This is a genomic window from Pseudomonas danubii, from assembly GCF_042980055.1.
Taxonomy (GTDB): Bacteria; Pseudomonadota; Gammaproteobacteria; order Pseudomonadales; family Pseudomonadaceae; genus Aquipseudomonas; species Aquipseudomonas danubii.
Genome location: NZ_CP116502.1, coordinates 36,070 through 62,086 on the forward strand (window position 1 = coordinate 36,070; position 26,017 = coordinate 62,086).

Annotated in this window: 29 protein-coding genes; 18 read left to right on the forward strand and 11 right to left on the reverse strand. The window is 62.1% G+C overall.

The genetic code is table 11. From position 1 onward, the window contains the following. Complete coding sequence (gene mqo / locus PFZ56_RS00190; protein WP_102860278.1) at positions 1–1,512, forward strand: malate dehydrogenase (quinone); 1,512 nt, start codon at positions 1–3, stop codon at positions 1,510–1,512. A 67-nt stretch (positions 1,513–1,579) separates the two neighbouring features. Here the strand turns inward: mqo and PFZ56_RS00195 are convergent, their stop codons facing one another. From PFZ56_RS00195 to PFZ56_RS00210, 4 genes are all read right to left on the reverse strand, one after another. Further along, positions 1,580–1,867: a PA4642 family protein gene (locus PFZ56_RS00195; RefSeq protein WP_102860277.1), complete on the reverse strand. Its 288-nt coding sequence runs from the start codon at positions 1,865–1,867 to the stop codon at positions 1,580–1,582. A gap of 63 nt (positions 1,868–1,930) precedes the next feature. Then, positions 1,931–2,416 (reverse strand): hypothetical protein, encoded by a 486-nt coding sequence (locus tag PFZ56_RS00200; protein ID WP_102860276.1) that lies wholly within the window; start codon positions 2,414–2,416, stop codon positions 1,931–1,933. A 113-nt stretch (positions 2,417–2,529) separates the two neighbouring features. Next, complete coding sequence (locus PFZ56_RS00205; RefSeq protein WP_170001502.1) at positions 2,530–3,003, reverse strand: WbuC family cupin fold metalloprotein; 474 nt, start codon at positions 3,001–3,003, stop codon at positions 2,530–2,532. Between the two features lie 3 nt (positions 3,004–3,006). After that, positions 3,007–3,564: a hypoxanthine-guanine phosphoribosyltransferase gene (locus PFZ56_RS00210; RefSeq protein WP_042941423.1), complete on the reverse strand. Its 558-nt coding sequence runs from the start codon at positions 3,562–3,564 to the stop codon at positions 3,007–3,009. Positions 3,565–3,729: 165 nt separating this feature from the next. On the opposite strand from PFZ56_RS00210, the gene upp reads away from it, so the two are divergent. Together upp and PFZ56_RS00220 are read left to right on the forward strand one after the other, a co-directional pair. Next, positions 3,730–4,368: a uracil phosphoribosyltransferase gene (upp, locus tag PFZ56_RS00215; RefSeq protein WP_011063386.1), complete on the forward strand. Its 639-nt coding sequence runs from the start codon at positions 3,730–3,732 to the stop codon at positions 4,366–4,368. A 2-nt stretch (positions 4,369–4,370) separates the two neighbouring features. Continuing rightward, a complete protein-coding gene (locus tag PFZ56_RS00220; protein WP_016965962.1) occupies positions 4,371–5,645 on the forward strand; it encodes a uracil-xanthine permease family protein in 1,275 nt (424 codons plus the stop codon). A 55-nt stretch (positions 5,646–5,700) separates the two neighbouring features. Here PFZ56_RS00220 and hemH read toward each other — a convergent pair whose 3' ends face one another. Both hemH and PFZ56_RS00230 read right to left on the reverse strand, forming a co-directional pair. Beyond that, the gene (gene hemH, locus PFZ56_RS00225; RefSeq protein WP_170001503.1) at positions 5,701–6,726 is read right to left on the reverse strand and encodes a ferrochelatase; all 1,026 of its coding nucleotides are present in this window, start codon (positions 6,724–6,726) and stop codon (positions 5,701–5,703) included. A gap of 13 nt (positions 6,727–6,739) precedes the next feature. After that, positions 6,740–7,642 (reverse strand): TIGR01777 family oxidoreductase, encoded by a 903-nt coding sequence (locus tag PFZ56_RS00230; protein WP_110652235.1) that lies wholly within the window; start codon positions 7,640–7,642, stop codon positions 6,740–6,742. 194 nt (positions 7,643–7,836) lie between these two features. On the opposite strand from PFZ56_RS00230, the gene PFZ56_RS00235 reads away from it, so the two are divergent. From PFZ56_RS00235 to PFZ56_RS00290, 12 genes are all read left to right on the forward strand, one after another. Continuing rightward, positions 7,837–8,823, forward strand: a complete 987-nt coding sequence (locus PFZ56_RS00235; protein WP_102880897.1) for an NAD(P)/FAD-dependent oxidoreductase — start codon at positions 7,837–7,839, stop codon at positions 8,821–8,823. Continuing rightward, positions 8,820–9,035, forward strand: coding sequence for a TIGR02450 family Trp-rich protein (locus PFZ56_RS00240; protein ID WP_102860270.1), 216 nt, complete (start codon positions 8,820–8,822; stop codon positions 9,033–9,035). The genes PFZ56_RS00235 and PFZ56_RS00240 overlap by 4 nt, the downstream gene beginning before the upstream one ends. Before the next feature lie 120 nt (positions 9,036–9,155). Continuing rightward, positions 9,156–10,106 (forward strand): DUF523 and DUF1722 domain-containing protein, encoded by a 951-nt coding sequence (locus PFZ56_RS00245; RefSeq protein ID WP_110652233.1) that lies wholly within the window; start codon positions 9,156–9,158, stop codon positions 10,104–10,106. A gap of 3 nt (positions 10,107–10,109) precedes the next feature. After that, positions 10,110–11,042, forward strand: a complete 933-nt coding sequence (locus tag PFZ56_RS00250; protein WP_102880899.1) for a MerR family transcriptional regulator — start codon at positions 10,110–10,112, stop codon at positions 11,040–11,042. A gap of 13 nt (positions 11,043–11,055) precedes the next feature. Next, positions 11,056–12,501: a deoxyribodipyrimidine photo-lyase gene (phrB, locus tag PFZ56_RS00255; RefSeq protein WP_170001504.1), complete on the forward strand. Its 1,446-nt coding sequence runs from the start codon at positions 11,056–11,058 to the stop codon at positions 12,499–12,501. Further along, entirely contained in the window at positions 12,494–12,919 is a 426-nt protein-coding gene (locus tag PFZ56_RS00260; protein WP_170001505.1) for a nuclear transport factor 2 family protein, read from the forward strand. The genes phrB and PFZ56_RS00260 overlap by 8 nt, the downstream gene beginning before the upstream one ends. Beyond that, positions 12,916–13,686: an SDR family oxidoreductase gene (locus PFZ56_RS00265; RefSeq protein ID WP_170001506.1), complete on the forward strand. Its 771-nt coding sequence runs from the start codon at positions 12,916–12,918 to the stop codon at positions 13,684–13,686. The genes PFZ56_RS00260 and PFZ56_RS00265 overlap by 4 nt, the downstream gene beginning before the upstream one ends. After that, on the forward strand, positions 13,683–14,930 hold the full coding sequence (locus PFZ56_RS00270; RefSeq protein ID WP_102880903.1) for an NAD(P)/FAD-dependent oxidoreductase: 1,248 nt from the start codon (positions 13,683–13,685) through the stop codon (positions 14,928–14,930). Before PFZ56_RS00265 ends, PFZ56_RS00270 begins: the two co-directional genes overlap by 4 nt. After that, the gene (locus tag PFZ56_RS00275) at positions 14,927–15,742 is read left to right on the forward strand and encodes a DUF1365 domain-containing protein (protein WP_110652229.1); all 816 of its coding nucleotides are present in this window, start codon (positions 14,927–14,929) and stop codon (positions 15,740–15,742) included. The genes PFZ56_RS00270 and PFZ56_RS00275 overlap by 4 nt, the downstream gene beginning before the upstream one ends. Further along, positions 15,729–17,000 (forward strand): cyclopropane-fatty-acyl-phospholipid synthase family protein, encoded by a 1,272-nt coding sequence (locus tag PFZ56_RS00280; RefSeq protein ID WP_170001507.1) that lies wholly within the window; start codon positions 15,729–15,731, stop codon positions 16,998–17,000. Before PFZ56_RS00275 ends, PFZ56_RS00280 begins: the two co-directional genes overlap by 14 nt. Further along, entirely contained in the window at positions 16,993–17,508 is a 516-nt protein-coding gene (locus tag PFZ56_RS00285; RefSeq protein WP_110652228.1) for a DUF2878 domain-containing protein, read from the forward strand. Before PFZ56_RS00280 ends, PFZ56_RS00285 begins: the two co-directional genes overlap by 8 nt. Positions 17,509–17,562: 54 nt before the next feature. Then, the gene (locus PFZ56_RS00290) at positions 17,563–17,868 is read left to right on the forward strand and encodes a YkgJ family cysteine cluster protein (RefSeq protein ID WP_102880907.1); all 306 of its coding nucleotides are present in this window, start codon (positions 17,563–17,565) and stop codon (positions 17,866–17,868) included. Between the two features lie 10 nt (positions 17,869–17,878). Here PFZ56_RS00290 and murI read toward each other — a convergent pair whose 3' ends face one another. From murI to hemA, 5 genes are read right to left on the reverse strand one after another with little or no spacing between them, the layout of a single operon-like run. Further along, positions 17,879–18,670: a glutamate racemase gene (gene murI / locus PFZ56_RS00295; RefSeq protein WP_102880908.1), complete on the reverse strand. Its 792-nt coding sequence runs from the start codon at positions 18,668–18,670 to the stop codon at positions 17,879–17,881. Next, entirely contained in the window at positions 18,663–19,418 is a 756-nt protein-coding gene (locus tag PFZ56_RS00300; RefSeq protein ID WP_102881003.1) for a molybdopterin-synthase adenylyltransferase MoeB, read from the reverse strand. Before PFZ56_RS00300 ends, murI begins: the two co-directional genes overlap by 8 nt. Beyond that, a complete protein-coding gene (prmC, locus tag PFZ56_RS00305) occupies positions 19,412–20,242 on the reverse strand; it encodes a peptide chain release factor N(5)-glutamine methyltransferase (protein ID WP_110596332.1) in 831 nt (276 codons plus the stop codon). Before prmC ends, PFZ56_RS00300 begins: the two co-directional genes overlap by 7 nt. Beyond that, complete coding sequence (gene prfA, locus PFZ56_RS00310; RefSeq protein WP_102860257.1) at positions 20,243–21,325, reverse strand: peptide chain release factor 1; 1,083 nt, start codon at positions 21,323–21,325, stop codon at positions 20,243–20,245. It lies immediately after the preceding gene. Then, positions 21,325–22,599, reverse strand: coding sequence for a glutamyl-tRNA reductase (hemA, locus tag PFZ56_RS00315; RefSeq protein WP_102880910.1), 1,275 nt, complete (start codon positions 22,597–22,599; stop codon positions 21,325–21,327). The genes prfA and hemA overlap by 1 nt, the downstream gene beginning before the upstream one ends. Before the next feature lie 183 nt (positions 22,600–22,782). Between hemA and PFZ56_RS00320 the strand changes: the two genes are divergently transcribed. The 3 genes from PFZ56_RS00320 to ispE are packed head-to-tail and all read left to right on the forward strand — an operon-like array spanning position 22,783 to position 25,982. Next, positions 22,783–24,507: a tetratricopeptide repeat protein gene (locus PFZ56_RS00320; protein WP_123393977.1), complete on the forward strand. Its 1,725-nt coding sequence runs from the start codon at positions 22,783–22,785 to the stop codon at positions 24,505–24,507. A gap of 4 nt (positions 24,508–24,511) precedes the next feature. After that, the gene (gene lolB / locus PFZ56_RS00325; protein WP_170001508.1) at positions 24,512–25,129 is read left to right on the forward strand and encodes a lipoprotein insertase outer membrane protein LolB; all 618 of its coding nucleotides are present in this window, start codon (positions 24,512–24,514) and stop codon (positions 25,127–25,129) included. A gap of 1 nt (position 25,130) precedes the next feature. Next, the gene (ispE, locus tag PFZ56_RS00330; RefSeq protein ID WP_102880912.1) at positions 25,131–25,982 is read left to right on the forward strand and encodes a 4-(cytidine 5'-diphospho)-2-C-methyl-D-erythritol kinase; all 852 of its coding nucleotides are present in this window, start codon (positions 25,131–25,133) and stop codon (positions 25,980–25,982) included. The last annotated feature ends 35 nt before the right edge of the window (positions 25,983–26,017 follow it).

The following is a 26,017-nucleotide window of genomic DNA, read 5'->3' on the forward strand; positions in this document are numbered from 1 at the left end:
ATGGCGCATAACGAAGCAGTAGACGTCGTATTGGTTGGGGCCGGCATCATGAGTGCCACCCTCGCTGTACTGCTCAAAGAGCTCGACCCCGCAATCAAGCTGGAAGTCGTCGAGTTGATGGATTCGGGTGCCGCGGAGAGTTCCAACCCGTGGAACAACGCCGGTACCGGCCACGCTGGCCTCTGTGAGCTGAACTACACGCCACAGGCCGCCGATGGCAGCATCGACATCAAGAAAGCCGTACACATCAATACCCAGTTCGAAGTGTCGAAACAGTTCTGGTCCTACCTGACCAAGAAAGGCACGTTCGGCTCGTCCAAGTCCTTCATCAGCCCAGTGCCGCACCTGAGCTTCGTGCAGGGCGACAAGGGTGTGTCCTTCCTCAAGAAGCGTTTTGAAGTGCTGAGCCAGCACCATGCCTTCGCGGACATGGAATACACCGAAGACAAGGCCAAGATGGCCGAGTGGATGCCGCTGATGATGCCGGGCCGTCCGGCAGATGAAACCATCGCCGCGACCCGGGTGATCAATGGCACCGACGTCAACTTCGGCGCCCTGACCAACCAATTGCTCAAGCACCTGACCAGCGCACCCGATGCCCAGGTCAAGTACTGCAAGCGCGTGACCGGTCTCAAGCGCAACAAGGACAACGGCTGGACCGTGAGCATCAAGGACGTCAACAGCGGCAACAGCCGCGAAGTCGACGCCAAGTTCGTGTTCCTCGGCGCCGGTGGCGCGGCCCTGCCGCTGCTGCAGGCTTCCGGCATTGAAGAGAGCAAAGGCTTTGGCGGCTTCCCGGTGAGCGGCCAATGGCTGCGTTGCGACAACCCGGAAGTGGTCAAGCAGCACCAGGCCAAGGTCTACAGCCAGGCCGCCGTGGGTTCGCCACCGATGTCGGTGCCGCACCTGGACACCCGCGTGGTCGACGGCAAGAAATCCCTGCTGTTCGGACCTTATGCCGGCTTCACCACCAAGTTCCTCAAGCACGGCTCGTTCCTCGACCTGCCAATGTCGGTTCGCGCCGGCAACATCGGTCCAATGCTGGCCGTAGCCCGGGACAACATGGACCTGACCAAATACCTGGTCAGCGAAGTCATGCAGTCCATGGAGCAGCGCCTGGAGTCCCTGCGCCGCTTCTATCCACAGGCCAAGGCGGAAGACTGGCGCCTGGAAGTGGCCGGGCAACGGGTGCAGATCATCAAGAAAGACCCGAAGAAAGGCGGCATCCTGCAGTTCGGTACCGAGCTGGTGGCGGCCAAGGACGGTTCTCTGGCCGCCCTGCTCGGCGCTTCGCCAGGTGCATCGGTGACCGTGTCGATCATGCTGGAACTGATCGAGCGTTGCTTCCCGGCCAAGGCCAGCGGCGAATGGGCTACCAAGCTCAAGGAAATTTTCCCGGCGCGGGAGAAGGCCCTGGAAACCGACGCAGCGCTGTATCACAAGATCAACAGCGAAAATAACCTGAGCCTGGAACTGGTCGAGCCCAGCAAGGAAACCGAAAGCTGCGCCTGATCTGACGCCCATAAAAAACGCCCCGGCCTGCAAAGGACGGGGCGTTTTTTTATGCCTTCCGAGCGGGTCAGCCGCGGGCGTTGTCCATCAGCTCGATGTAGTCGGCGGCGTTGCGCTGATCCTTGATCAGATCAACGAAGGTCTGGCCGTGCTCATCCTTGCCATCCAGATCCAGACCGGCTGCTACGAAGAAGGTCAGGAAGCGCTCGAAATCGTCGATGCGCAGGCCACGGTAGGCCTTGATCAGTTTGTGCAGGGACGGCGAAGTGGCGTCGACCGGCTCGAAATCGAGGAACAACTTGATCTGCTCGTCGCTGATCTCGTCACCAATCACTTGTTTCTTATCTTTACGCATCGCCGACTCCAGCTCGCAGACATTTCACGGGGCGGGCAGTTTACCCTCAGCCCGCCTCGGGCCTCAACGCGGACGCACGCTGCCGGTGTGCAAGTCAGCCCAGATATGACCATTGGCATAACTGAGAAACTGGCAATACACCGTGTCGTTCCGCAGCAGGTCCATCACTGCCCGGTACTGGGCCAGGGGGTAATACAGGGTCAAGGTCCTGGACTTGGCGTCGTACTGGGGCTTTTTCAGGCTTTTGCTTTCACCGTCGAAATTCACCAGTACCTGGCTGATGGTGGCCCCCTTGTTCAGCGGCTTGCCCTTGAGGCGCACCCACACCGGCGATGTCACCGGAATCGGCTGCTGATTGGATTGGCGCTGGCTGCCGATCACCACGGAATACTCGGTCACCTGCAACAGCTGCTGCTGTTCAGGGACCGAGTCGCGCAGGGTCAGGTCGTCAGGCGGCAAGAATTGCCCGTGCAGAGGCGCCGGGGCGGCTGCCAGGGGCAGGCTCAAGCTCAGAAGAAGGGCCGCGCTAGTGCGAATCAACAGGCTCATGACAGGCTCCAATCAAGGGCTGAGCACTCTAGCATGGGTTTTTGTCGCAAATCCTGCACCGCAGTCTGAGGCGCCTGCCGCAGGCTGCGGATACGACAAACGGGGGAACACAATCAGTCGAATTGCGCACGCATCCAGGCGTGGTATTGCGCCACTCCCGGCTCGCCTTCACGAGGCGCCCAACTGGCCTGTTCGCCCTCGCCCACCGGACGGTAAGGCCCGGCCTTGCATTCGAACATCAGGCTGTCGGGCTCAAGCACCACCAGGCCATGGAAAACCCCGGCCGGCAGATCGACACCGACGCAGTCACCACCGGCCTGCAAGACGCGCTTGCCCAGCACCTGGCCCGCCTCATCGAAAATCAGCACGCCCAGCCGCCCCTTGAGCACCAGCAAGGTCTCAGCCTTGTCGGCACTCAGGTGCCGGTGCGGCGGAACGTAGGTGGAAGGTTGCAGCCCCACTGCCATGCGATGGCAGGGCTCTTCCATGGCGTGGAAGTTGTGGTGCTGACGCCCACGGGGATTGGCCAAGGCCTTCTCAGCCAGGTCGCTGAACAACGCTTGATCGAGAAAGCTCGGCCCGGACATGCCTTACATCCCCTTCACGGCATAGATGCCGGCGGCGTTGCGCCAGTAGCCTTTGTAATCCATGCCGTAGCCGAAGACATAGCGGTCGACGCAAGGCAGGCCCATGTAGTCGGCCTTCAGGTCCGGACGGGCCTTGCGATCGTGCTCCTTGTCGATCAGCACCGCGGTGTGCACCGCACGGGCACCGGCATGTTTGCAGAAGTCGATGATGGCGCCCAGGGTGTGACCTTCATCAAGAATGTCGTCGATGATCAGCACGTCGCGATCAATAAAGGAGACTTCCGGCTTGGACTTCCAGAACAGCTCGCCGCCGCTGGTTTCGTTGCGATAGCGCGTGGCGTGCAGGTAGGAGGCTTCCAGGGGGAACTGCAGGTGGGTCAGCAGCTTGCCAGCGAAGATCAGGCCGCCGTTCATGACGCAGAACACCACCGGATTGCGCTCAGCCAGTTCTTCAGTGATTTGTGCACCGACCCGGGCGATGGCCGCCTCGACTTCAGCTTCGGTGTACAGGCAGTCAGCCTCGCGCATGATTTGACGGATATGCTCGAGATCAGCGGACATGGCGCTCTCCAAGGGGGTGGCAGTTTCGGAAAAGCGGGCAAAGGTACGCATCCGGCCCGATCAGATCAAGCGTTTCTGGACTAACGTACTTTATGTCTATAGGACAACAACCCCGGATAGATTAATCTAGGCCGTTTTTTTTGCCCGCCGCCGGAGCCTTTCCCTATGCCCATCCGTGAGATCCGCCATCCGCTGATCCGACACAAACTTGGCCTTATGCGCCGCGCAGACATTAGCACGAAGAACTTTCGCGAGCTCGCTCAGGAAGTCGGTGCCCTGCTGACGTACGAAGCCACCAAAGACCTGCCCCTGGAAAGCTATGAAATTCCAGGCTGGTGCGGCCCTGTCCAGGTCGAGAAAATCGCCGGCAAGAAGATTACCGTGGTGCCGATCCTGCGCGCCGGTATCGGCATGCTCGAAGGCGTGCTGAGCCTGATTCCAGGCGCCAAGGTCAGCGCCGTGGGCGTGGCCCGCAACGAAGAAACCCTGCAGGCCCACACCTACCTGGAAAAACTGGTTCCGGAGATCGACGAACGTCTGGCGATGATCATCGACCCGATGCTGGCCACAGGCAGCTCCATGGTTGCCACCATCGACCTGCTGAAAAAAGCCGGCTGCCGGGATATCCGCGCCATGGTCCTGGTGGCCGCCCCCGAAGGCATCGCCGCCGTCGAGCAGGCGCACCCGGATGTGACCATCTACACCGCTTCCATCGATCAGAAGCTCAACGAGCATGGCTACATCATTCCAGGCCTGGGTGATGCCGGTGACAAGATCTTCGGCACCAAGCAGAAGGACTCCTGATCATGCAGGATGAGTTCAACGATCCGCTCTGGCGCCAGGTACTGTCTGGCGCGCAGATGCTCTTCGTGGCCTTTGGCGCCCTGGTGTTGATGCCGCTGATTACCGGTCTTGACCCGAACGTGGCGCTGTTCACGGCGGGTCTCGGGACTCTGTTGTTCCAGGTAGTGACCGGCCGCCAGGTGCCGGTCTTCCTGGCGTCAAGCTTTGCCTTCATCACCCCGATCATTCTCGCCAAGGGCCAGTTCGGCCTCGCGGCGACCATGGGCGGGGTGATGGCGGCGGGCTTCGTCTACACCTTTCTGGGCCTGGCGGTGAAGATCAAGGGCACCGGTTTCATCGACCGCCTGCTGCCACCCGTGGTCATAGGCCCGGTGATCATCTCCATCGGCCTGGCCATGGCCCCGATCGCCGCCAACATGGCCATGGGCAAGGCTGGCGACGGCAGTGAGCTGATTCATTACCAGACGGCGATGATGATCTCGATGCCCGCGCTGCTCACCACGCTGATTGTCGCGGTGTTCGGCAAAGGCATCTTCCGCCTGGTGCCGATTATTTCCGGGGTGCTGGTGGGCTTTGCCCTGTCCTTCTACTTCGGCGTGGTGGACACCGCGAAGATCGCCGCCGCTCCCTGGCTGGCACTGCCGCACTTCACCGCCCCGGAGTTCAACTGGCAGGCGATCCTGTTCATTGTCCCGGTGGCCCTAGCGCCGGCCATTGAACACATCGGCGGGGTGATTGCCGTCGGCAGCGTGACCGGTCGCGACTACCTGAAGAAGCCCGGCCTGCATCGCACCCTGTTCGGTGACGGCATCGCCACCACTGCTGCCGGCCTGTTCGGCGGTCCGCCCAACACCACCTATGCCGAAGTCACTGGCGCGGTGATGCTGACCAAGAACTACAACCCGAAAATCATGACCTGGGCGGCGGTCTTCGCCATCACCCTGGCCTTTATCGGCAAGTTCGGCGCGCTGCTGCAAAGCATCCCGGTGCCGGTGATGGGCGGGATTCTCTGCCTGCTGTTCGGTTCAATTGCAGCGGTGGGCATGAACACCCTGATCCGTCACAAGATCGATCTGGGGGAAGCCCGCAACCTGGTGATCGTTTCGGTGACCCTGGTGTTCGGCATCGGCGGCGTACTGGTGGGAACCGGTACCGGTCCGGACGACTTCGGCCTCAAGGGCATTGCCCTGTGCGCCATCGTCGCCATCGTGCTGAATCTGGTACTGCCGGGTAATGACGGCTGGAAGAACAAGAAGGCCGACGAGCCTCTGATCTGAAGACGCGTTCGCCGGCAAGTCCGCTCCGTAGGAGCCGGCTTGCCGGCGAAGCTGTTTACAACGCCAACGGCGCCCTGGCGCACAAGGTGTTCAAGGCCTGAGCCCATTGCGGGTCGTCATTCAGGCACGGGATCAACACCAGATCCTCCCCTCCGGCTTCGCGGAACTGCTCACGACCGCGATCACCAATTTCCTCCAGGGTCTCGATGCAATCGGCAACAAAAGCCGGGCACATCACCATGACCTTCTTCACCCCCTGCTTGGCCAATTCATCAAGCCGCGCCTCGGTGTAGGGTTCGATCCATTTGGCCCGCCCCAAACGTGACTGGAACGACACCGACCATGTGCCTTGCGCCAACCCCAAGTGCTCGGCCAGGGCCGACGCCGTCCGCATGCACTGGGCGCGGTAACAGGTGGCCAATACCGCCGCAGATGCATTGCGGCAACAATCGGCATCCTTGAAGCAATGCTGGCCGGTCGGGTCCAGTTTGGTCAGGTGCCGCTCCGGCAGACCGTGAAAGCTCAGCAGCAGATGATCATGCTCCTGGGCCAGGTAGGGTCTGGCGCTGGCCGCCAGGGCCTCGATGTACTCCGGCTGATCGTAGAAGGGTTGCAGCACGCTGAACTGCACATCCAGCTTGTGCTCGCGCACCACACGCTTGGCCTCTTCGATCACCGTGGTCACGGTACTGTCGGCGAACTGTGGATAGAGCGGTGCCAGGGTGATTTTCTTCTGCCCCTGGGCCACCAACTTGAGCAGCGCCGACTCGATCGAAGGCTGGCCATAACGCATTGCCAGCTCCACAGGCCCCTGTTTCCACTGCTCGCTCATCACCTGTTGCAACCGGCGGCTGAGCACCACCAACGGCGAACCGTCCTCCCACCAGATCGATGCATAGGCGTGGGCAGACTGCTCCGGGCGCTTGATCAGGATCAGCGACACCAGCAAGCGCCGCACCGGCCAAGGCAGGTCGATGACATAAGGGTCCATGAGAAATTGGTTGAGGTAGCTGCGCACATCCGCCACCGAAGTGGAGGCCGGCGAACCGAGATTGACCAGGAGCAACGCGTGATCGGTCATGCAACGTCCTATTTCAAAGGCGGCTGGACACATCGTCCAGGGCCGCGGACAAATCAGTGAACTGGAAAGTGAATCCCGTCTCCAGCAAACGCGCGGGAACGGCACGCTGGCCGCCCAGCAACAGCAACGACAGCTCACCCAGCGCCAGGCGCAAGACAAAGGCCGGCAGCGGTATCAGCGCCGGCCGGTGCAGCACCCGCCCCAGGCTCTTGGCGAACTCGCGGTTGCGCACCGGCTTCGGCGCGCAGGCATTATAAGGACCGCGTGCCTCATCCTGATGCACAAGAAAATCAATCAGGGCGATTTGGTCATCGATATGAATCCACGGCATCCATTGCCGACCGTTACCGATCGGCCCGCCCAGCCCCAGCTTGAACGGCAGCAGCAGGCGCGACAAAAAGCCGCCCTCGGACGACAGCACCAAACCGGTGCGCACCAGCACTACGCGCACGCCCAAGGCCTCGGCCCGCTGAGCGGTTTCTTCCCAGGCAATGCACAACTGGCTGGCAAAATCCTCGCTGACCGGAGGTGAATCCTCGCTCAGCTCCCGCTCGCCACCGTCGCCATACCAACCTACTGCCGAGCCAGAAACCAGAACCCGGGGTTTATGCTCGCGAGTTTCAAGCCAGGCCAGCAGGGTTTCGGTGAGGGCAATACGGCTGCTCCACAGCAGCGCCTTGCGCTTGTGGGTCCAGGGCCGATCGGCAATCGGCGCTCCGGCCAGATTGATCACCGCATCCAGCGGCGCCTGGTCCAGCTCTTGCAAAGTTCTGATGGCCCGCACTTGGGGACCGCACAGAGCGGCCACTTTTTCGGGATGGCGCGTCCATACACTCAATTGGTGACCCTGGGCCTGCCAGTAACGGCACAGCGCACGCCCGATCAAACCAGTACCGCCGGTCAGCAATATATGCATGACATCTTCCTCGCGTGGCGTTTTACCCGAATCACTAGTCTATTTTTATAGGCAGGGATCTTTTCAATCGGACAGGCTGTGACTTAACGATAGACAACTTGCACAACCGATGACGCCGAAAGCTATACCAAAAAACAATATTGTACAGGTTTTAGTAGCGGCGTAATCTGTACAGACTGGTAAACGAGGCCCCTATGACAGTACCCATCGCAATCATTGGTACCGGCATCGCCGGACTCTCCGCCGCCCAGGCACTTCGAGATGCCGGGCACAGCGTCCAACTCTTCGACAAGAGCCGCGGCAGCGGTGGGCGCATGTCGAGCAAACGCAGCGATGCCGGCAGCCTGGACCTGGGGGCCCAGTATTTTACCGCTCGCGACCGCCGTTTCGTTACCGAAGTCCAGCGCTGGCAAGCCAAGGGCTGGGTCGCCGAATGGGCGCCGCAACTCTACAACTCCCACGGCGGACAACTCAGCCCTTCTCCCGATGAACAGACCCGCTGGGTCGGCACGCCACGCATGAGCGCCATCACCCGCGCCCTGATCGGCGACCTCGAAGTGCACTTCGCCTGCCGCATCACTGAAGTCTTCCGTGGCGAACAGCACTGGCACCTGCAGGACGCCGAAGGCTTTACCCACGGCCCCTTCAGCCACGTAGTGATCGCCACGCCGGCACCGCAAGCCACCGCTTTGCTGGCCGCCGCGCCGAAGCTCGCCGGAGTCGCCGCCGGGGTGAAAATGGACCCGACCTGGGCTGTCGCACTGGCCTTCGATACGCCCCTGGAAACCCCCATGGAAGGCTGCTTCGTCCAGGACAGCCCGCTGGACTGGCTGGCCCGCAACCGCAGCAAGCCAGGACGCGACAGCCATCTCGACACCTGGATACTGCACGCCACCAGTGCCTGGAGCCGGCAACACATCGACCTCAGCAAAGAGGCCGTGACCGAACAACTGCATGGGGCCTTCGCCGAATTGCTGCACAGCGTCATGCCCGCCCCAACCTTTAGCCTGGCCCATCGCTGGCTCTACGCCAGACCGGCCGCCAGCCATGAATGGGGTGCCCTGGCCGATGCCGACCTGGGGCTGTACGTATGTGGCGACTGGTGCCTGTCCGGCCGGGTCGAAGGCGCTTGGCTCAGTGGCCAGGAAGCCGCACGCCGTTTGCACGAGAGCCTGCAGTGAATCGACTCAACCCGCGCAAACTGCTGCTGTCGAAATGGACAGCAGCCCACCCGCAACACCGCGAGAAACACTTTCTGGTCACTGAGCTTTTCTGCGACGAAGAAGGCACCGTGCTGGACATCGAACTGCAAGCCGTACTCACCCGGCGCAGCCAGCGCCTGAGCTGGCAAACCCTGCTCAACGACAGCGACTGGCGAATGGGCTGGCAGTAATTCGACAACCTGCCTGGCAATACCTGTACAAATAAATTGACTTGTACAACTTTAATTCTATGATGAAGACAAGTTGTACAACGTTTCGTTTTTGTACAGGTAAACCCCGGAGGTTGCATCATGTCCGCCAAGCCGAAAATTGCCATCAGCGCCTGCCTGATGGGCGTCGAGGTCCGCTACAACGGTGGGCACAAGGAGTCTCGCCTGTGCAGCCGAGTACTCAGCGAGCACTTCGATTTCGTGCCCCTGTGCCCGGAAGTCGCAATCGGCATGGGCACCCCCCGCGAACCTATTCGGCTGGTCGGCGACCCTGAGCAACCCCGGGCCGTAGGCACCGTGGACGCCAGCCTGGATGTCACCTTGCCCCTGGCGGAATACGGCGAGCGCATGGCGGCCCAGGTAGATGACATCTGTGGCTACATCTTCATGCAGAACTCGCCATCCTGTGGTCTGGAGCGGGTCAAGGTGTACCAGGCCAATGGCATTCCCCATAGAAACGGCGGCCGGGGCATCTACGCCCAGGCGTTCTGCGCACAGCACCCCGATCTACCGGTGGAAGAAGCCGGACGCCTGAACGACCCGGTCCTGCGGGAAAACTTCCTGACCCGGGTCTACGTCTATCGCGACTGGCAGGCACTGCTCAAGCAAGGCCTGACCCGCCGCGCCCTCACCGACTTCCACTCGCGCTGCAAATACCTGCTGATGGCTCACCATCCCGTGCAGTACAAGACCCTGGGCAATCTGCTGGGCAGCATGGGCAAGGGCGATCCGAACCTGATCGGCCCGCGCTATTTCAGCGAGCTGATGGCGGCCTTGAGCAAATGCGCGACCCGGGGCACCCACAGCAATGTGCTGCAGCACCTGAGCGGCTATCTCAAGCAGTCCATCAGCCCCGAAGACAAGCAGGAAGTGCAACACGTGATCGGCCAGTACCGCCACGGCATCGTGCCTCTAGTCGTGCCGCTGACCCTGCTCAAGCACCACTTTCGCCAGCACCCCGATCCCTACATCGCCCAGCAGCTGTACCTGCAGCCACACCCGGAAAACCTCAGCCTGCGCAACGCGATCTGAGCCATGAAACAACCCGCTCAAGAAGCCGACAACAGCGCCCAGTACCGCCGCGCCCTGGATCAGGGTTGGCTGCCGATTCGCGAAGTGGCGCGCCAGACCGGGGTCAACGCCGTGACCCTGCGGGCCTGGGAGCGCCGCTACGGATTGATCGTGCCCTTGCGTACGCCCAAGGGTCATCGCCTGTATTCCCAGGATCAGGTGCTAGAGATCCAGACCATCCTTACCTGGCTCAATCGCGGGGTCGCGGTCAGCCAGGTCAAGCACCTGCTGGACAGTGCCCCCACCGCCAGCACACCGGCCGAGAATGACTGGCAGCGTCTGCGTCAGACCCTGAGCCTGGCCATCAGCCAATTGGCCGAACGCAAGGTCGACGACACTTTCAACCAGGCCATGGCGCTGTACCCACCCCGCACGCTGTGCGAACACCTGCTGATGCCGCTGCTGGCGGAGCTGGAGCAACACTGGCAGGGCCAGTTCGGCAGCCAGATGGAACAGGTGTTTTTCTACTCCTGGCTGCGCAGCAAGCTGGGCGCGCGGATCTACCACAACAACCGCCAACTGCAGGGCCCACCGCTGCTGCTGGTCAACCAGTCGGACCTGGCCCTGGAACCCCATCTATGGCTGACCGCCTGGCTGGCCAGCAGTGCCGACTGCCCGGTGGAGGTCTTCGACTGGCCGCTGCCCGGCGCCGAACTGGCCCTGGCCATCGAACGCCTGCAAGCCCGCGGCCTGCTGCTGTATTCCAGCAAGGCGCTCAATCCTGCGCTGTTGCCCAGGCTGCTCAACGGCATTGCCTGCAAAAAAATCATCGCCGGACCCGCGGTGTGCATCCACCCCGACGACTGGTCCGTATGTATCACTGAAATCGCTGATCTGTACCTGGCCCAGGACCCGATCTCGGCCTGCCAGGCGCTGCTTGAGCGAGGACTCTTTTGAACCGGGAATCAGCATGCAATTGATCTGGCTGCGCAGCGACCTGCGCCTACATGACAACACCGCCCTCTGCGCCGCCACCCAGCGTGGCCCCACCGTGGCCGTGTACCTGCTGAGCCCGGAACAATGGCAAGCCCATGACGATGCCCCCTGCAAGGTCGACTTCTGGCTGCGCAACCTGCAGCACCTGAGCACTGCCCTGGGCCGGCTGAACATTCCTCTGCTGATTCGCAGCGCAGCCACCTGGGACCAGGCGCCCCACGTCCTGCTGGAACTGTGCCGGCAACTGCAGGTACGCATGCTGCACTTCAACCAGGAGTACGGCATTCACGAGAGCCGCCGCGATGTCGCCGTGACCAGGGTCCTGGAAGAAGCCGACATCAGCGTCCAGGGTTACCTCGATCAGTTACTGTTCCAGCCCGGCAGCGTGCTGACCCAGAGCGGCGGCTACTTCCAGGTGTTCAGCCAGTTCCGCAAGGTCTGCTACAGCCGCTTGCACAGCGCGCTGCCAGCCCTGGTCGCCAGCCCCAAGGCACAATCGCCGCTGTCGATCCAAGCCGATCCTGTACCCCGCCATATCGATGGCTTCCCACGCCCCAGCCAGTCACTGCGTGATCTGTGGCCGGCAGGTGAAGACCAAGCCCTGGGCCGTCTGCAACAGTTCACCGACGAGCAGATCGACTACTACCAGAGCGAACGCGACTTCCCGGCCAAGCCCGGCACCAGTCAGCTTTCACCCTACCTCGCCGCCGGGGTGATCTCGCCCCGCCAGTGCCTGCACGCTGCCTTGCGCTGTAACCAGGGAGAGTTCGAAAGTGGTAATCCCGGGGCCGTCACCTGGATCAACGAACTGCTGTGGCGCGAGTTCTACAAACACATCCTGGTGGGCTACCCACGGGTTTCCCGGCACCGTGCCTTTCGCCCGGAAACCGAAGCTGTGGCCTGGCGCGACGCCCCTGAGGAACTCGCCGCCTGGCAGGAAGGCCGCACCGGCCTGCCGATCATCGACGCCGCCATGCGCCAACTGCTGGAAACCGGCTGGATGCACAATCGCCTGCGGATGGTGGTGGCCATGTTCCTGACCAAGAATCTGTTGATCGACTGGCGCGAGGGCGAGCGTTTCTTCATGCGCCACCTGATCGACGGCGACCTGGCAGCGAACAATGGCGGCTGGCAGTGGAGCTCCTCCACCGGCACCGACGCCGCGCCCTACTTCCGCATCTTCAACCCTGTAAGCCAGTCGGAACGCTTCGACGCCGAAGGACGCTTCATCAAGCACTGGCTGCCACAACTGGCGGGGTTGAACAAAAAAGATATCCACAACCCCGGAGCCATGGGCGGCCTGTTCGCTGTCGCCGATTACCCGGCGCCTATGGTCAACCTGTCGATGTCCCGGGATCGGGCATTGGCGGCGTTCAAGGCGCTGCCTTCGCGCCAGGATGTGGGAGGCGCCCATGAGTGACTTCCTCGACCGCTTCGCCCGGGATTTCGCCAGCCTCGACAAGCACAGCCTGCAACGCCTGGACCAGCTCTACAGCGAGGACATCCAGTTCACCGACCCGCTGCACGAGGTCAATGGTCTGCCACGCTTGCGGCATTACTTTGCAGAGCTGTACGCCAATGTCAGCGAACTGCGCTTCGAATTCCACGGTGTCGACACCTGCACCGAAGGCCAAGGCTATCTGCGCTGGACCATGAGCTACCGCCACCCGCGCCTCAAGGGCGGCCAGGTGATCCGGGTCCCCGGCTGCTCGCACCTGCACTGGCGCGACGGCAAGGTCTACCGTCACCGGGACTATTTCGACGCCGGCGCCTTGCTCTATGAACATCTGCCGCTACTCGGTGCGGTGATTGCCTGGTTGAAAAGGAGGCTCGGATGAACCCTGCAATGCCACGGCGGATCTGGCTCACCGGCGCCAGCAGCGGCATCGGTGCGGCGCTGGCCGAAGAACTGCTCAAGACTGGCGCCCAAGTGGCCGTCAGCGCTCGCTCGCGCGAGCCCCTGGAAGCGCTGGCCCTGCGTTATCCGGGCCGGGTGCTGGTGGTGCCCGGCGATCTCACCGACGCCCTGCAGGTGCGCGAGATCGGCAAGCGTATCGCCCAGGCCTGGGGCGCACTGGACACCGCGATCCTCAATGCCGGGACCTGTGAATACATCGAGGTGCAGCAATTTGACGCGACGCTGATCGAGCGCGTGCTGAGCAGCAACCTGCTGTCCGCCAGCTATTGCATCGAGGCTGCTCTACCGCTGTTGCGCGCCGGCAATCACCCGCATCTGGTAGGGGTGGCCAGTTCCGTGACCTACCTGCCGCTGCCTCGGGCCGGCGCCTATGGCGCTTCCAAGGCAGCCTTGCGCTATCTGCTGCAATCCTTGCGCATCGACCTGGCTGCCGAGGGCATTGACGTCACCGTGGTCAGTCCCGGCTTCGTCGATACCCCGCTCACCGCGCGCAATGACTTTGCCATGCCCATGAGCTGGCCCGCCGCCAAGGCTGCGCGGCATATCTACAAACGCCTGTCACACCGGGATCTGGAGATCGCTTTCCCTAGCCCGTTCATCTTCGGCCTCAAGCTGCTGTCCTGGCTACCCGGCCGCCTGCAACTGGCCATCGCCAAACGCCTGGCCCGCACAGGGAGTGCATCGTGAAAATCGCCATTATCGGTAGCGGCATTGCCGGCCTGACCTGCGCCTACGTCCTGAACCGTCGCCATGACATTCGGGTTTATGAGGCCGGCAGCTGGATCGGCGGTCACACCCATACCGTGGATGTCAGCCTGAACGGCGAGACCCAGTCTGTGGACACCGGTTTCATCGTCTTCAACGACTGGACTTACCCCAACTTCATCCGCCTGCTGGGACAGATCGGGGTCAAGTTCAAACCCACCGAGATGAGTTTCTCGGTGTGCGATCCCGCCTCGGGCCTGGAATACAACGGCAACAACCTCAACAGTCTGTTCGCCCAGCGACGCAATCTGCTATCGCCCGGGTTCTGGGGCATGCTGCGGGACATCCTGCGCTTTAACAAAGCGTCGCTGCTCGATTTGCAGCAACAGCGGATCGCCGCCGACACCACACTCGGCGACTACCTGAAAAGCCAGGGCTACGGCGAGCGTTTCATCCAGCACTACATCGTGCCCATGGGCTCGGCGATCTGGTCGATGTCACGGGTGCAGATGTTGGGCTTTCCCCTGCAGTTCTTTGTGCGCTTCTTCAAGAATCATGGCTTGCTGTCAGTGAATAACCGTCCGCAGTGGTGCGTGATCGAAGGTGGCTCAAGCCGCTACATCGAACCGCTGACCGCCTCGTTCCGCCAGCACATCCGCCTCGACTGCCCGGTGCAACGAGTCGAGCGCGACGAGGCTGGCGTGCTGATCCACAGCGCCGCCGGCAGCGAGCGCTTCGACAAGGTGGTATTCGCCTGTCACAGCGACCAGGCCCTGCAACTGCTGGCCAGCCCCAGCCAGGCCGAGCGAGAGATTCTCCAGGCCCTGCCCTACGCCGACAACGACGTGGTGCTGCACACCGATACCCGGCTGCTGCCCCGCAGGCGCCTGGCCTGGGCCAGCTGGAACTACCGCCTGGACGCCAGCGGCGAGAAAGCCGCCGCCGTGACCTACGACATGAACATCCTGCAAGGCCTGAAGAGCGACACCACCTTCTGCGTCAGCCTCAACCAGACCGCAGCCATCGATCCGACGCAGATCCTGGCCCGTTTCACTTACGCCCACCCGCAATACAGCCTCGATGCGGTGGCGGCCCAGGGCCGCTGGAATGAACTGCAAGGCGCCCAGCACAGCTTCTACTGCGGCGCCTACTGGGCCAACGGCTTCCACGAAGACGGCGTGGTCAGCGCCTTGCGCGTGGCCCAGGCCTTTGGTGAACAACTGTGAACAGTGCCCTGTACAGCGGCTGGATCAGCCACCGGCGCTTTGCCCCCAAGGGCCATGCCTTCCGCTATCGCATCGGCCTGTTGTACCTGGACCTGGATGAGCAGGACAGGGTGCTGGGGCTTTCGCCCCTGGCAGGCCAGAGTCGCTTCGCGCCGTTCGCCTTCCGTGAAAGCGACTACCTGACGTCCTTCACTGGCCAGGGCATGCGCCTGATCGACGCGGTACGCCAGCAAGTGGCGCAGGCGATAGGTCATGTGCCCGGGGGCGCAGTGCGCCTGCTGACCCAGGTACGCAGCTGGGGCCTGGCGTTCAACCCGGTGAGTTTCTTCTACTGCTTCGAGGCCGACGGGCAACTGGCAGCGATACTCTGCGAGGTCACCAACACCCCCTGGCGCGAGCGCTACCACTATGTACTGCCGGCCCGCCCAGGCAGTGCCACGGCTCCCGAGCACCAGCACTTCGCCGTGGCCAAGGCCTTTCACGTGTCACCGTTCCTGCCCCGGGACCTTGAGTACCGCATGAGCTTCAGCCCACCAGCCGAACGGCTCGGGGTGCACATGGCCGACTGGCAGGGCGAGTCCAAGGTGTTCGACGCCACCCTCAGCCTGCAACGCCAGCCCCTGGATCGCCGCAGCCTGCACCGGTATCTGCTGCGCTTTCCGTGGATGACCGCCAAGACCTGCCTGGCCATCTACTGGCAGGCCCTGCGCCTGGCCGGCAAAGGCATCAAGTTCTTTCCTCACGAGGCCGCCGACGGCGCCTATCGCACAGCCGCTGTACAACCCAAGGATCGCCGCCATGAAATCCTCTAGCGTATCGGCCAGAACTACCCTGTTCAGCACCCACAGCCTCACTGCCAGCCTGCTGCGCCGTGGCGTACTGCGACAATTGGCGCAACTCAAGCACGGACAACTGCTGATCATCGAAGACGGCGAGCGCCTGGTCTTTGGCAGCGACAGCGCGACCCTGATCGGGGAAATCCATATTCATGACAGCAGCGTCTGGGGGCTGGTAGCCAGCAGCGGTTCGATCGGCGCCGGTGAGGCCTTTATCCACGGCTACTGGAGCACCCCGGATCTGACAGCAGTCATCCGTGTATTCGTCAGCAACCTTGAGGTACTGGACGCCATGGAAGGCGGCCTGGCGCGACTCGGTCGCCCCCTGGTGCGCGGCCTGCACTGGCTCAATCGCAACACCCGCAAAGGCTCGCAGAAAAACATCGCTGCCCATTACGACCTTGGCAACGAGCTGTTCGAGCAGTTTCTCGACCCCACCATGATGTATTCCGCCGCACAGTTTCGCAGCGATGAAGACAGCCTGGAGCAGGCCCAGTTGAACAAGCTGGAACGCATCTGCCAGAAACTCGCCTTGCAGCCCGAGGATCACCTGCTGGAGATCGGCACCGGCTGGGGCAGCATGGCGCTGTATGCGGCCCAGCATTACGGCTGCCGCGTGACCACCACCACCCTGTCCAAGGAGCAGTTCGCCTTTACCCGGCAACGCATCGACGCCGCCGGCCTGCAGGATCGGATCACCCTGCTGCTGGAGGACTATCGCGATCTCACCGGGCAATACGACAAGCTGGTGTCCATCGAGATGATCGAAGCCGTGGGCCATCGCTTCCTGCCCACCTACTTCAAGCAGTGCGCGCAGTTGCTGAAAAGCAACGGCCTGATGCTGCTGCAAGCCATCACCATCCGCGACCAGCGTTATGAACAGGCGAAGAACGGCGTGGACTTCATCCAACGCTATATCTTCCCTGGCGGCGCCCTGCCCAGCGTGCAGAAGATGCTCGAAGTGGTCGGTCGCGACACCGACATGAATCTGCTGCACATGGAGGACTTCGGCCTGCACTACGCCCGGACCCTACGCCTGTGGCATGAGAACTTCCGTCGCGCCCACAGCCGCCTGAGCGAGCTGGGCTATGACCAGTACTTCCTGCGGCTGTGGGAGTTCTACCTGTGCTACTGCGAAGGCGGCTTCCTGGAGCGCAGCATCGGCACCGCGCAGATGCTCCTGGCCAAACCCTCGGCAGTGCCACAACCTTTGCTGGGCCGTTTCGATGCGTAAGCAACTGGCCAACGCCCTGCTGTTCCAGCTGGGCTGGTTCATCTGCGTGCTGTCTGGCGACAGCGCCTGGCTGCTGCTGGGGGTGGCGATCCTGCTGGCGCATTTTCGCTGGATCGGCAGTTGGGCCGGGGAAAGTCGGATGATTGTCGGCGTCGCCCTGATCGGCATCACCCTGGACAGCTTCCTGCACTGGCTGGGGGTGTTTCAGTTCCAGCAAGTAAGCCTGCTGATTCCCCTATGGCTGATGCTGCTCTGGATCTTGCTGGGCACCACCCTGCGCCACTGCCTGGCATGGACGGCACGTCCCTGGTGGCTGGCCAGTATCCTCGGGGCGCTGTGCGGACCACTGTCCTATTACGCTGGCGGCCGCTTGGCCGGAGTGACCTTTGCCTATGGCCTGTGGCCGACCTTGCTGGGGCTGGGCCTGCTCTGGGGAGTACTGCTGCCGCTGTTTCACGTGCTTGCGCGTCCCACCGAAGAAGCACCGCAACCGGCCCCTCAGGACTGAGCGTCCGTCAGGGCTCTCACACAGCCCTGGCCCACTGCCTTACACTGCGCGCCTATGACTAACATCCCCGTTACCCCCATCCCCGAACCGGCCATCAGTTGCTCGACCTGCGCCGCTTGCTGCTGCCAGCTGGAAGTGATGCTGATCACTGACACCGGGGTGCCCGAGCGCTTTATAGAAACCGATGACTGGGGGGGCGAAGTCATGCGCCGCCTGGACGACGGCTGGTGCGCAGCACTGGATCGCGACAGCATGCGCTGCACTATCTATGAGTTGCGGCCGCTGATCTGCCGCGAGTTCGAACTGGGAGAGGCGGACTGCCTGAGCGAACGCCGGGGAATCGCCACGGCATATCGCTGAACCGTTTTTTTCACGACTCGAAACGCTGAACGCTACCAGGACTTTTCCACAGCAGAGGAAGCACCTGGGCAAAGTGCGTGACATCGCCACTGGTCCAGAAGCGCGCCTCACGGGCGACTCCTCGCGCACGCAGGTCACTCTCGTCAAGCAGGCGCTGCAACTGCCGGGCAACCGCCGCACCGGTGTCGATCAGGCTGATATGGGCAGGCAGCATCTGCGCCAGCACCGGCTTGAGAAACGGGTAATGGGTGCAGCCCAGGATGATGGTGTCGCAACCGGCGGCCAGCAGCGGTTCCACATAGCCCTGCAACAGCTGGCACAGGGCGCTGCTGTTGAGGTCGCCGTTTTCGATCATTTCCACCAAGCCGGGGCAGGGCTGGGTGACCACCTTCACATCAGCGGCAAAGCGATCGAGCAAGGCGGCGAACTTGGCGCTCTGCAAGGTGCCGGTGGTCGCCAGCACGCCGACCACGCCGCTGCGGGTCGCGGCCGCTGCGGGCTTGACCGCAGGTTCCATGCCGACGATGGGCCAGTCCGGGAAGTCCCGGCGCAGCTCGGCGACCGCGGCCACGGTCGCCGTGTTACAGGCCAGTACCAGCGCCTTGGCGCCCTGCTCGCGGAAAAAGCGCGCCATCAGAGCACAACGCTGGCGAATGAACTCGGGGGTCTTTTCACCATAGGGAATATAACCGCAGTCCCCCAGGTAGAGCAGCGACTCTTGAGGCAGCAGTTGCTGTATTTCCGCCAGCACCGAGAGGCCGCCGACGCCGGAATCGAAGACTGCTACCGGAGCCTCACCCATGGCGACTACCACAAACGGTGCAGCCCGGATCGCGCTTGACCCGCAGCTCACGGAAACGCGTGCCCAGGGCATCGATCAATAACAATCGGCCCACCAGAGGCTCACCAAATCCGGCCAGCAGCTTCAGGGCTTCCAGCGCTTGCAGACTGCCCACGGTGCCCACCAGCGGGCCAAGTACCCCGGCTTCACTGCAGGTCAGCTCGGCTTCGCTGCCATGCCCGTACAAGCAGTGGTAGCAAGGGCTTTCCGGGCGCCGCGGGTCGAACACCGACAGCTGCCCTTCCAGGCGAATGGCCGCGCCGCTGACCAGAGGCTTGCCGGCGGCCACGCAGGCAGCGTTCACCGCCTCGCGAGTGCCGAAGTTGTCACAGCAATCGAGGACCAGATCCACCGCAGCCACCGCAGCGGCCAAGGTGTCTTCATCCAGTGCCACGGGGTGAGGCACCAGGCGGATTTCCGGATTGAGGGCGGACAGCCGGCGCATGGCCGAGTCCACCTTGCTGACCCCGACACTGGCGCTGTCATGAATGATCTGGCGTTGCAGATTGGTCACATCCACCGTGTCGAAGTCCGCCAGGTGCAGTTCACCGATACCGGCAGCGGCCAGGTACAAGGCTGCGGGGGCACCCAGGCCGCCGAGACCGACGATCAGTACCCGGCTTTGCTTGAGGCGCAGTTGGCCGTCGATATCGACGTGCTGCAACAGAATCTGCCGGCTATAACGCAGCAGCTCCTGATCCGTCAGCACGGCAAACACCCAAGGCTGATGCGCTCATGCCCACCCAGGTCGACGCGACTGTGGACCTCGATAAAACCCTGGGCCGTCAACAATTCACGCACGGCTGCTGCCTGGTCGTAGCCGTGCTCCAGCATCAGCCAGCCGCCGCCTTCCAGATGTTGCGGAGCCTGGGTGACGATCAGGCGCAGGTCGTCCAGGCCATCCTTGCCCGCCACCAGGGCACTTTCGGGTTCGAAACGCACATCGCCGGCCACCAGATGGGGATCGGCCTCGGCAATATAAGGAGGGTTGCTGACGATCAACTGGAAGCGCTGGGACTCGACGGCGCTGAACCAGTGACTGCTGAGCACGGTGACGTTGTCCAGTTGCAGGCGCTGGCGGTTGCGCTCGGCCAGGGCCACGGCTTCCAGCACCCGGTCCACGGCCGTGACCTTCCAGGCTGGACGTTCGCTGGCCAAGGCCAGGGCGATGGCGCCGCTGCCGGTCCCCAGGTCGAGGACCTTGGCCGGAGTCGCTGGCAGCAGTTCCAACGCCGCCTCCACCAGCAGCTCCGTGTCGGGACGCGGGATCAGGGTGTGCGGTGCCACTTCAAGATCCAGTTTCCAGAAGCCCTGCTGGCCGAGGATGTAGGCCACCGGTTCGCCGGAACGGCGTCGTTGCAGGTATTCAGTGAACAGCAACACGGCCTCGCTGGGAACGATGCGCTCAGGCCAGGTATGGAGAAAACTCCGCGGCTTGCCCAGGGCCGCTGCCAGGAGCAGTTCGGCATCCAGGCGCGGCGTCGGCGAATCGGGTAATTGGGCTGCGCGCAGCAGGCTGGCGATGATGGTCATTTACTCACCCAATGCCGCAAGTTGATCGGCCTGATACTCAGCCAGCAGCGGTTCAATCACGGCCTCGACGCCCCCGGCGAGGATTTCGTCCAGGGAATACAGGGTCAGGTTGATCCGGTGATCAGTGACCCGGCCCTGAGGGAAATTGTAGGTACGAATACGCTCGGAGCGATCCCCCGAGCCCACCAGCAGCTTGCGCTCGCTGGCGATGGCATTGGCCGCGGCGCTGGTCTGCTGGTCGTTGAGCTTGGCCGACAGCCAGGACATGGCCCGGGCCCGGTTCTTGTGCTGGGAGCGCTCTTCCTGGCACTCCACCACGATGCCCGAAGGAATGTGGGTGATGCGGATCGCCGAGTCGGTCTTGTTCACGTGCTGACCGCCGGCGCCCGAAGAGCGGTAGGTATCGATGCGCAGGTCCGCCGGGTTGATCTCGATGGCTTCCTGTTCGTCCGGCTCGGGCAGCACCGCCACGGTGCACGCCGAGGTGTGGATGCGACCCTGTGATTCGGTGGCCGGCACCCGCTGCACACGGTGCGCGCCGGACTCGAACTTGAGCTTGCCGTAGACGTTCTCGCCTTCGACCCGGGCAATGACTTCTTTATAGCCGCCGTGCTCACCCTCGTTTTCCGAGAGGATCTCCAGCCGCCAGCCACGCCGCTCGGCGTAGCGCGAATACATGCGGAACAGGTCGCCGGAAAAGATCGCCGCTTCGTCACCGCCGGTGCCGGCGCGGATTTCCAGGAACACGTTACGCCCGTCGTTGGGGTCCTTGGGCAGCAGCATGCGTTGCAAGGCGCTTTCCAGTTCGGCCAATTGCTCCTTGGCCTCGCGCACTTCCTCGGCGGCCATTTCCCGCAGGTCCGGGTCATTGTCCTTGAGCAGCGCCTGGGCACCCTCGAGGTCGGCCTGGACCTTGAGCACCTGTTTGTAGGAGGCGACGATCGGCTCGACTTCCGCGTATTCCTTGGAATAGGCGCGGAACTTGGCCTGATCGGAAATGACCTCAGCATCGCCGAGCAAGGCGGTCAGTTCCTCGAAACGATCCTGGAGAATGTCCAGCTTACTGAGCAGTGACGCTTTCATTACGGGGTTTTATCCGATGAGCCCTCACCGAGGGCAAAGAGTTCTTGAGCCATGGCCAACGCATCGAGGCGGCCTTCGGCGGACAGCTTTTTCAGCTGCACGCTCGGCGCGTGCAGCAGTTTGTTGGTCAGGCCACGGGCCAGTTGGGCCAGTACATCCTCGGCGCTGGAGCCATTGCTCAGCAGGCGCAGAGCCTTCTGCAGTTCTTCATCACGCAGGCGCTCGCTCTGCTGACGATAGGCCTTGAGCACATCAACCGCCGCCAATTCACGCAGGCGCACCATGAAATCCTCGGCGCCGATGTTCACCAGCTCCTCGGCTGCCTGGGCCGCGCCTTGACGGCTCTTGAGGTTCTCCGCGACCACTTCGTGCAGGTCATCGACGGTGTAGAGGTAAACGTCGTCCAATTCGCCGACTTCAGGTTCGATATCCCGGGGAACGGCGATATCCACCATGAAAATCGGCTTGTGCTTACGCAGCTTCAGCGCGCTTTCCACCGCCCCCTTGCCAAGGATCGGCAACTGGCTGGCAGTGGAACTGATCACGATATCGCTGTGCACCAGCTCTTGGGGAATGTCCGACAACAGCACCGCGTGGGCGCCGAACTGCTCGGCCAGGAGGCTGGCCCGCTCCAGGGTGCGGTTGGCCACGACGATGCGCTTGACCCCAAGGTCGTGCAGATGGCGGGCCACCAGGGTAATGGTCTCGCCGGCACCGATCAGCAACGCCTGACTGCGCTGCAGATCGCTGAAAATCTGTTTCGCCAGGCTCACCGCAGCAAAGGCCACGGACACCGGGTTCTCACCAATGGCGGTATCGGTGCGTACTTGCTTGGCGGCACTGAAGGTAGCCTGGAACAGCCGGCCCAGCAGCGGGCCGACGGTGCCGGCCTCACGGGCCACGGCGTAGGCGGACTTCATCTGCCCGAGAATCTGCGGCTCGCCCAGCACCAGCGAATCCAGCCCCGACGCCACCCGCATCATGTGACGAACTGCCGCATCATCTTCATGCACATAGGCACTGGCACGAAGCTCGTCTAGGCTCAGGTGGTGATATTCCGCCAGCCAGCGCAGCACCACATCCGCAGAAAGATGATCCTGTTCTACATAAAGCTCACTGCGATTGCAGGTGGAGAGGATCGCAGCTTCGCGGCTGTCGGTGAGTCGGCAGAGCTGCTGCAAGGCCTCAACCAACTGCTCAGGGGTAAAGGCCACGCGCTCGCGGACGTCTACAGAAGCAGTCTTGTGGTTAATACCGAGTGCAAGGAAGGCCATTCAAGGTCGCTGATGATGTCGAGAAGCCGGCAATTGTCCTACTTCGACCGACGCAGAACAACTACCGCCGACTATTGTCCTAATAGACTGCCTCTGTTCTGGCATCCCGTTGAGTCTCGGTTATGTTTGACCGAAGGCTTGTGTCATGATGATCCGACCGCAGGTTAGTCGCCCTCTTCCTATATGAATAGATCTTCCGCGTTGCTCCTCGCCTTTGTCTTCCTCAGTGGTTGCCAGTCACTGGCCCCCGTTTCATCGGACGCTACGTCGCCGGTGGAAGACAGCACCCCCGCCCCTGAAAAGCCCAAGGTCTATTCATCGTTCAGCGAAGACACCATCTTCAGCCTGCTGAGCGCTGAACTGGCGGGCCAGCGCAATCGTTTCGACATTGCCCTGGACAACTACGTGACCCAGGCCATCAACACCCAGGATCCGGGCATCTCCGAGCGCGCCTTTCGCATTGCCGAGTACCTGGGAGCCGACCAGGCAGCCCTGGACACTTCGCTGATCTGGGCCAAGAACGCTCCAGACGATCTGGAAGCACAACGGGCTGCCGCCATCCAGCTGGCCCGCGCCGGTCGTTATGACGACTCCATGCTCTATATGGAGAAAGTTCTGCAGGGCAAGGGCGACACCCATTTCGACTTTCTTGCGCTGTCGGCTGCCGATACCGACCAGGACACCCGCAATGGCCTGATGAAAAGCTTCGATCGCCTGCTGCAGAAGCACCCGCACAACAGTCAACTGATCTTCGGCAAGGCCCTGTTGATGCAGCAGGATGGCGACGCCAAGGATGCCCTGAGCTTGCTGGAACAGAATCCGCCGGAAGACGGCGAGGTGGCGCCGCTGCTGTTGCGCGCCCGTCTGCTGCAGAGCCTGAACCGCGGCAAGGAAGCCCTGCCGCTGCTGGAAAAAAGCATCCGCAAATACCCGGACGACAAGCGTCTGCGCCTGACCTACGCCCGCATGCTGGTGGAACAGGACCGCATGGAGGACGCCAAGACCCAGTTCTCCAGCCTGGTCCAGCAGTACCCGGAAGACGATGAACTGCGCTATTCACTGGCGCTGGTGTGCCTGGAGGCCAAGGCCTGGGAAGAGGCCAAGGGTTACCTGGAAGACCTGATCGCCCGGGAAAGCCACGAAGACTCCGCACACCTGAACCTGGGACGAATCGCCGAAGAACTCAATGACCCGCAAGGGGCCCTGATCGAATACGCCCAGGTCGGACCGGGTAACGATTACCTGCCAGCGCAACTGCGGCAGGCCGATATCCTGATGAACAACGGCCGTACCGACGAGGCGCAAAAGCGCCTGGTGACAGCCCGCGATGCCCAGCCCGACTACGCCATCCAGCTGTATCTGGTCGAAGTCGAAACCCTGTCGGCGAACAATCAGGGCGATCGCGCCTGGAACGTTATTCAGCAGGCGCTGCAACAGTATCCCGATGACGTGAACCTGCTCTATACCCGTGCCATGCAGGCGGAAAAACGCAATGACCTGGCACAGCTGGAAAAAGACCTGCGCCTGATCATCCAGCGCGAGCCGGATAACGCCATGGCCTTGAATGCCCTGGGCTACACCTTGTCGGACCGCACGACCCGCTACACCGAAGCCAAGGCACTGATCGAGCAAGCCCACCAACTGACCCCGGAAGACCCGGCGGTGCTGGACAGCCTGGGCTGGGTAAACTTCCGCCTGGGCAACCTCGACGAGGCCGAGCGCCTGCTGCGCCAGGCCCTTGAGCGCTTCCCCGACCAGGAAGTCGCGGCGCATCTGGGCGAAGTGCTGTGGAACAACGGCAAGCAGCGCGAGGCCAAACAGATCTGGAGCAAGTTCATCAAGGATCAGCCCGATAGCCCCGTATTGCGCGACACCATCAAACGCCTGACCGGATCAGAGACTCTTTAAGACTATGTTTTTGCGCCACGTAATTGTTTTCAGCCTTATCGCCCTGCTTGCCGGCTGTGCCGGTTTTGGCGCCCGCGAGTCAGTCCAGGGCCAGGGCAACGCTGCCCAATGGCGTCAGCACAAGGAACTGCTGACCGGCCTCGATGGCTGGCAGATCAACGGCAAAATCGGTATTCGCGCGCCCAAGGATTCCGGCAGCGGCACGCTGTTCTGGCTGCAACGCCAGGACTATTACGACATTCGCCTGTCCGGTCCGCTGGGCCGTGGTGCTGCACGCCTGACCGGTCGCCCCGGCCAGGTCAGCCTGGAAGTGGCCAATCAGGGTCGTTACGAAGCGGCCAGCCCGGAAACTCTGCTTGAAGAGCAGATGGGCTGGAAACTGCCGGTCTCCCACCTGGCCTGGTGGGTTCGCGGTCTGCCTGCCCCAGACAGCAAAAGCCGCCTGACCCTGGATGGCGACAGCCACCTGGCGAGCCTGGAACAGGATGGCTGGCAAGTGGAATACAGCAGTTACTCCGAACAGAACGGCTACTGGCTGCCCGAGCGCATCAAACTGCATGGCAGCAACCTTGACGTCACCCTGGTGATCAAGGAATGGCTGCCACGCAAGCTGGGGCAATGACATGTCCCTGGAAAAGCTGACCCTGCCCTCCCCGGCCAAACTTAATCTGATGCTGCACATTCTGGGTCGCCGTGAAGACGGCTACCACGAGTTGCAGACGCTGTTTCAATTTCTCGACTATGGCGATGAAATCACCTTCGCTCTCCGCGATGACGCAGAGATTCGCCTGCACACCGAGTTCGACGGTGTGCCTCACGACAGCAATCTGATCGTCAAGGCGGCGAAAAAGCTCCAGGAACAGTCCGGCTGCACCCAGGGCATCGATATCTGGATCGACAAGATCCTGCCCATGGGCGGCGGCATCGGCGGCGGCAGTTCCAATGCCGCCACTACCCTGCTGGGCCTCAATCATCTCTGGCAACTGGGCTGGGATGAAGATCGACTGGCTGCATTGGGGCTGACCCTGGGGGCTGACGTTCCAGTTTTCGTACGCGGGCACGCTGCGTTCGCTGAGGGCGTGGGTGAAAAACTCACCCCCGAATACCCCGAAGAACCCTGGTACCTGGTGCTGGTCCCGCAAGTGTCTGTAAGTACAGCAGAAATTTTTTCCGATCCGCTGTTGACACGTGACACTCCGCCCATTAAAGTGCGCCCCGTTCCCAAGGGAAACAGCAGAAATGACTGCCTTCCGGTAGTCGCAAGGCGTTATCCAGAAGTACGTAACGCATTGAATTTGCTAGGTAAATTTACCGAAGCAAAACTGACTGGAACTGGAAGTTGTGTGTTTGGGGGCTTCCCAAGCAAAGCTGAAGCTGATAAAGTCTCGGCCCTTCTTACAGAGACCCTTACAGGGTTTGTAGCAAAAGGAAGCAACGTTTCGATGTTGCATCGCAAGCTGCAAGGTCTGCTCTAAAGGAATCGAGTATCAGGTACTCGAAGCAACAGATA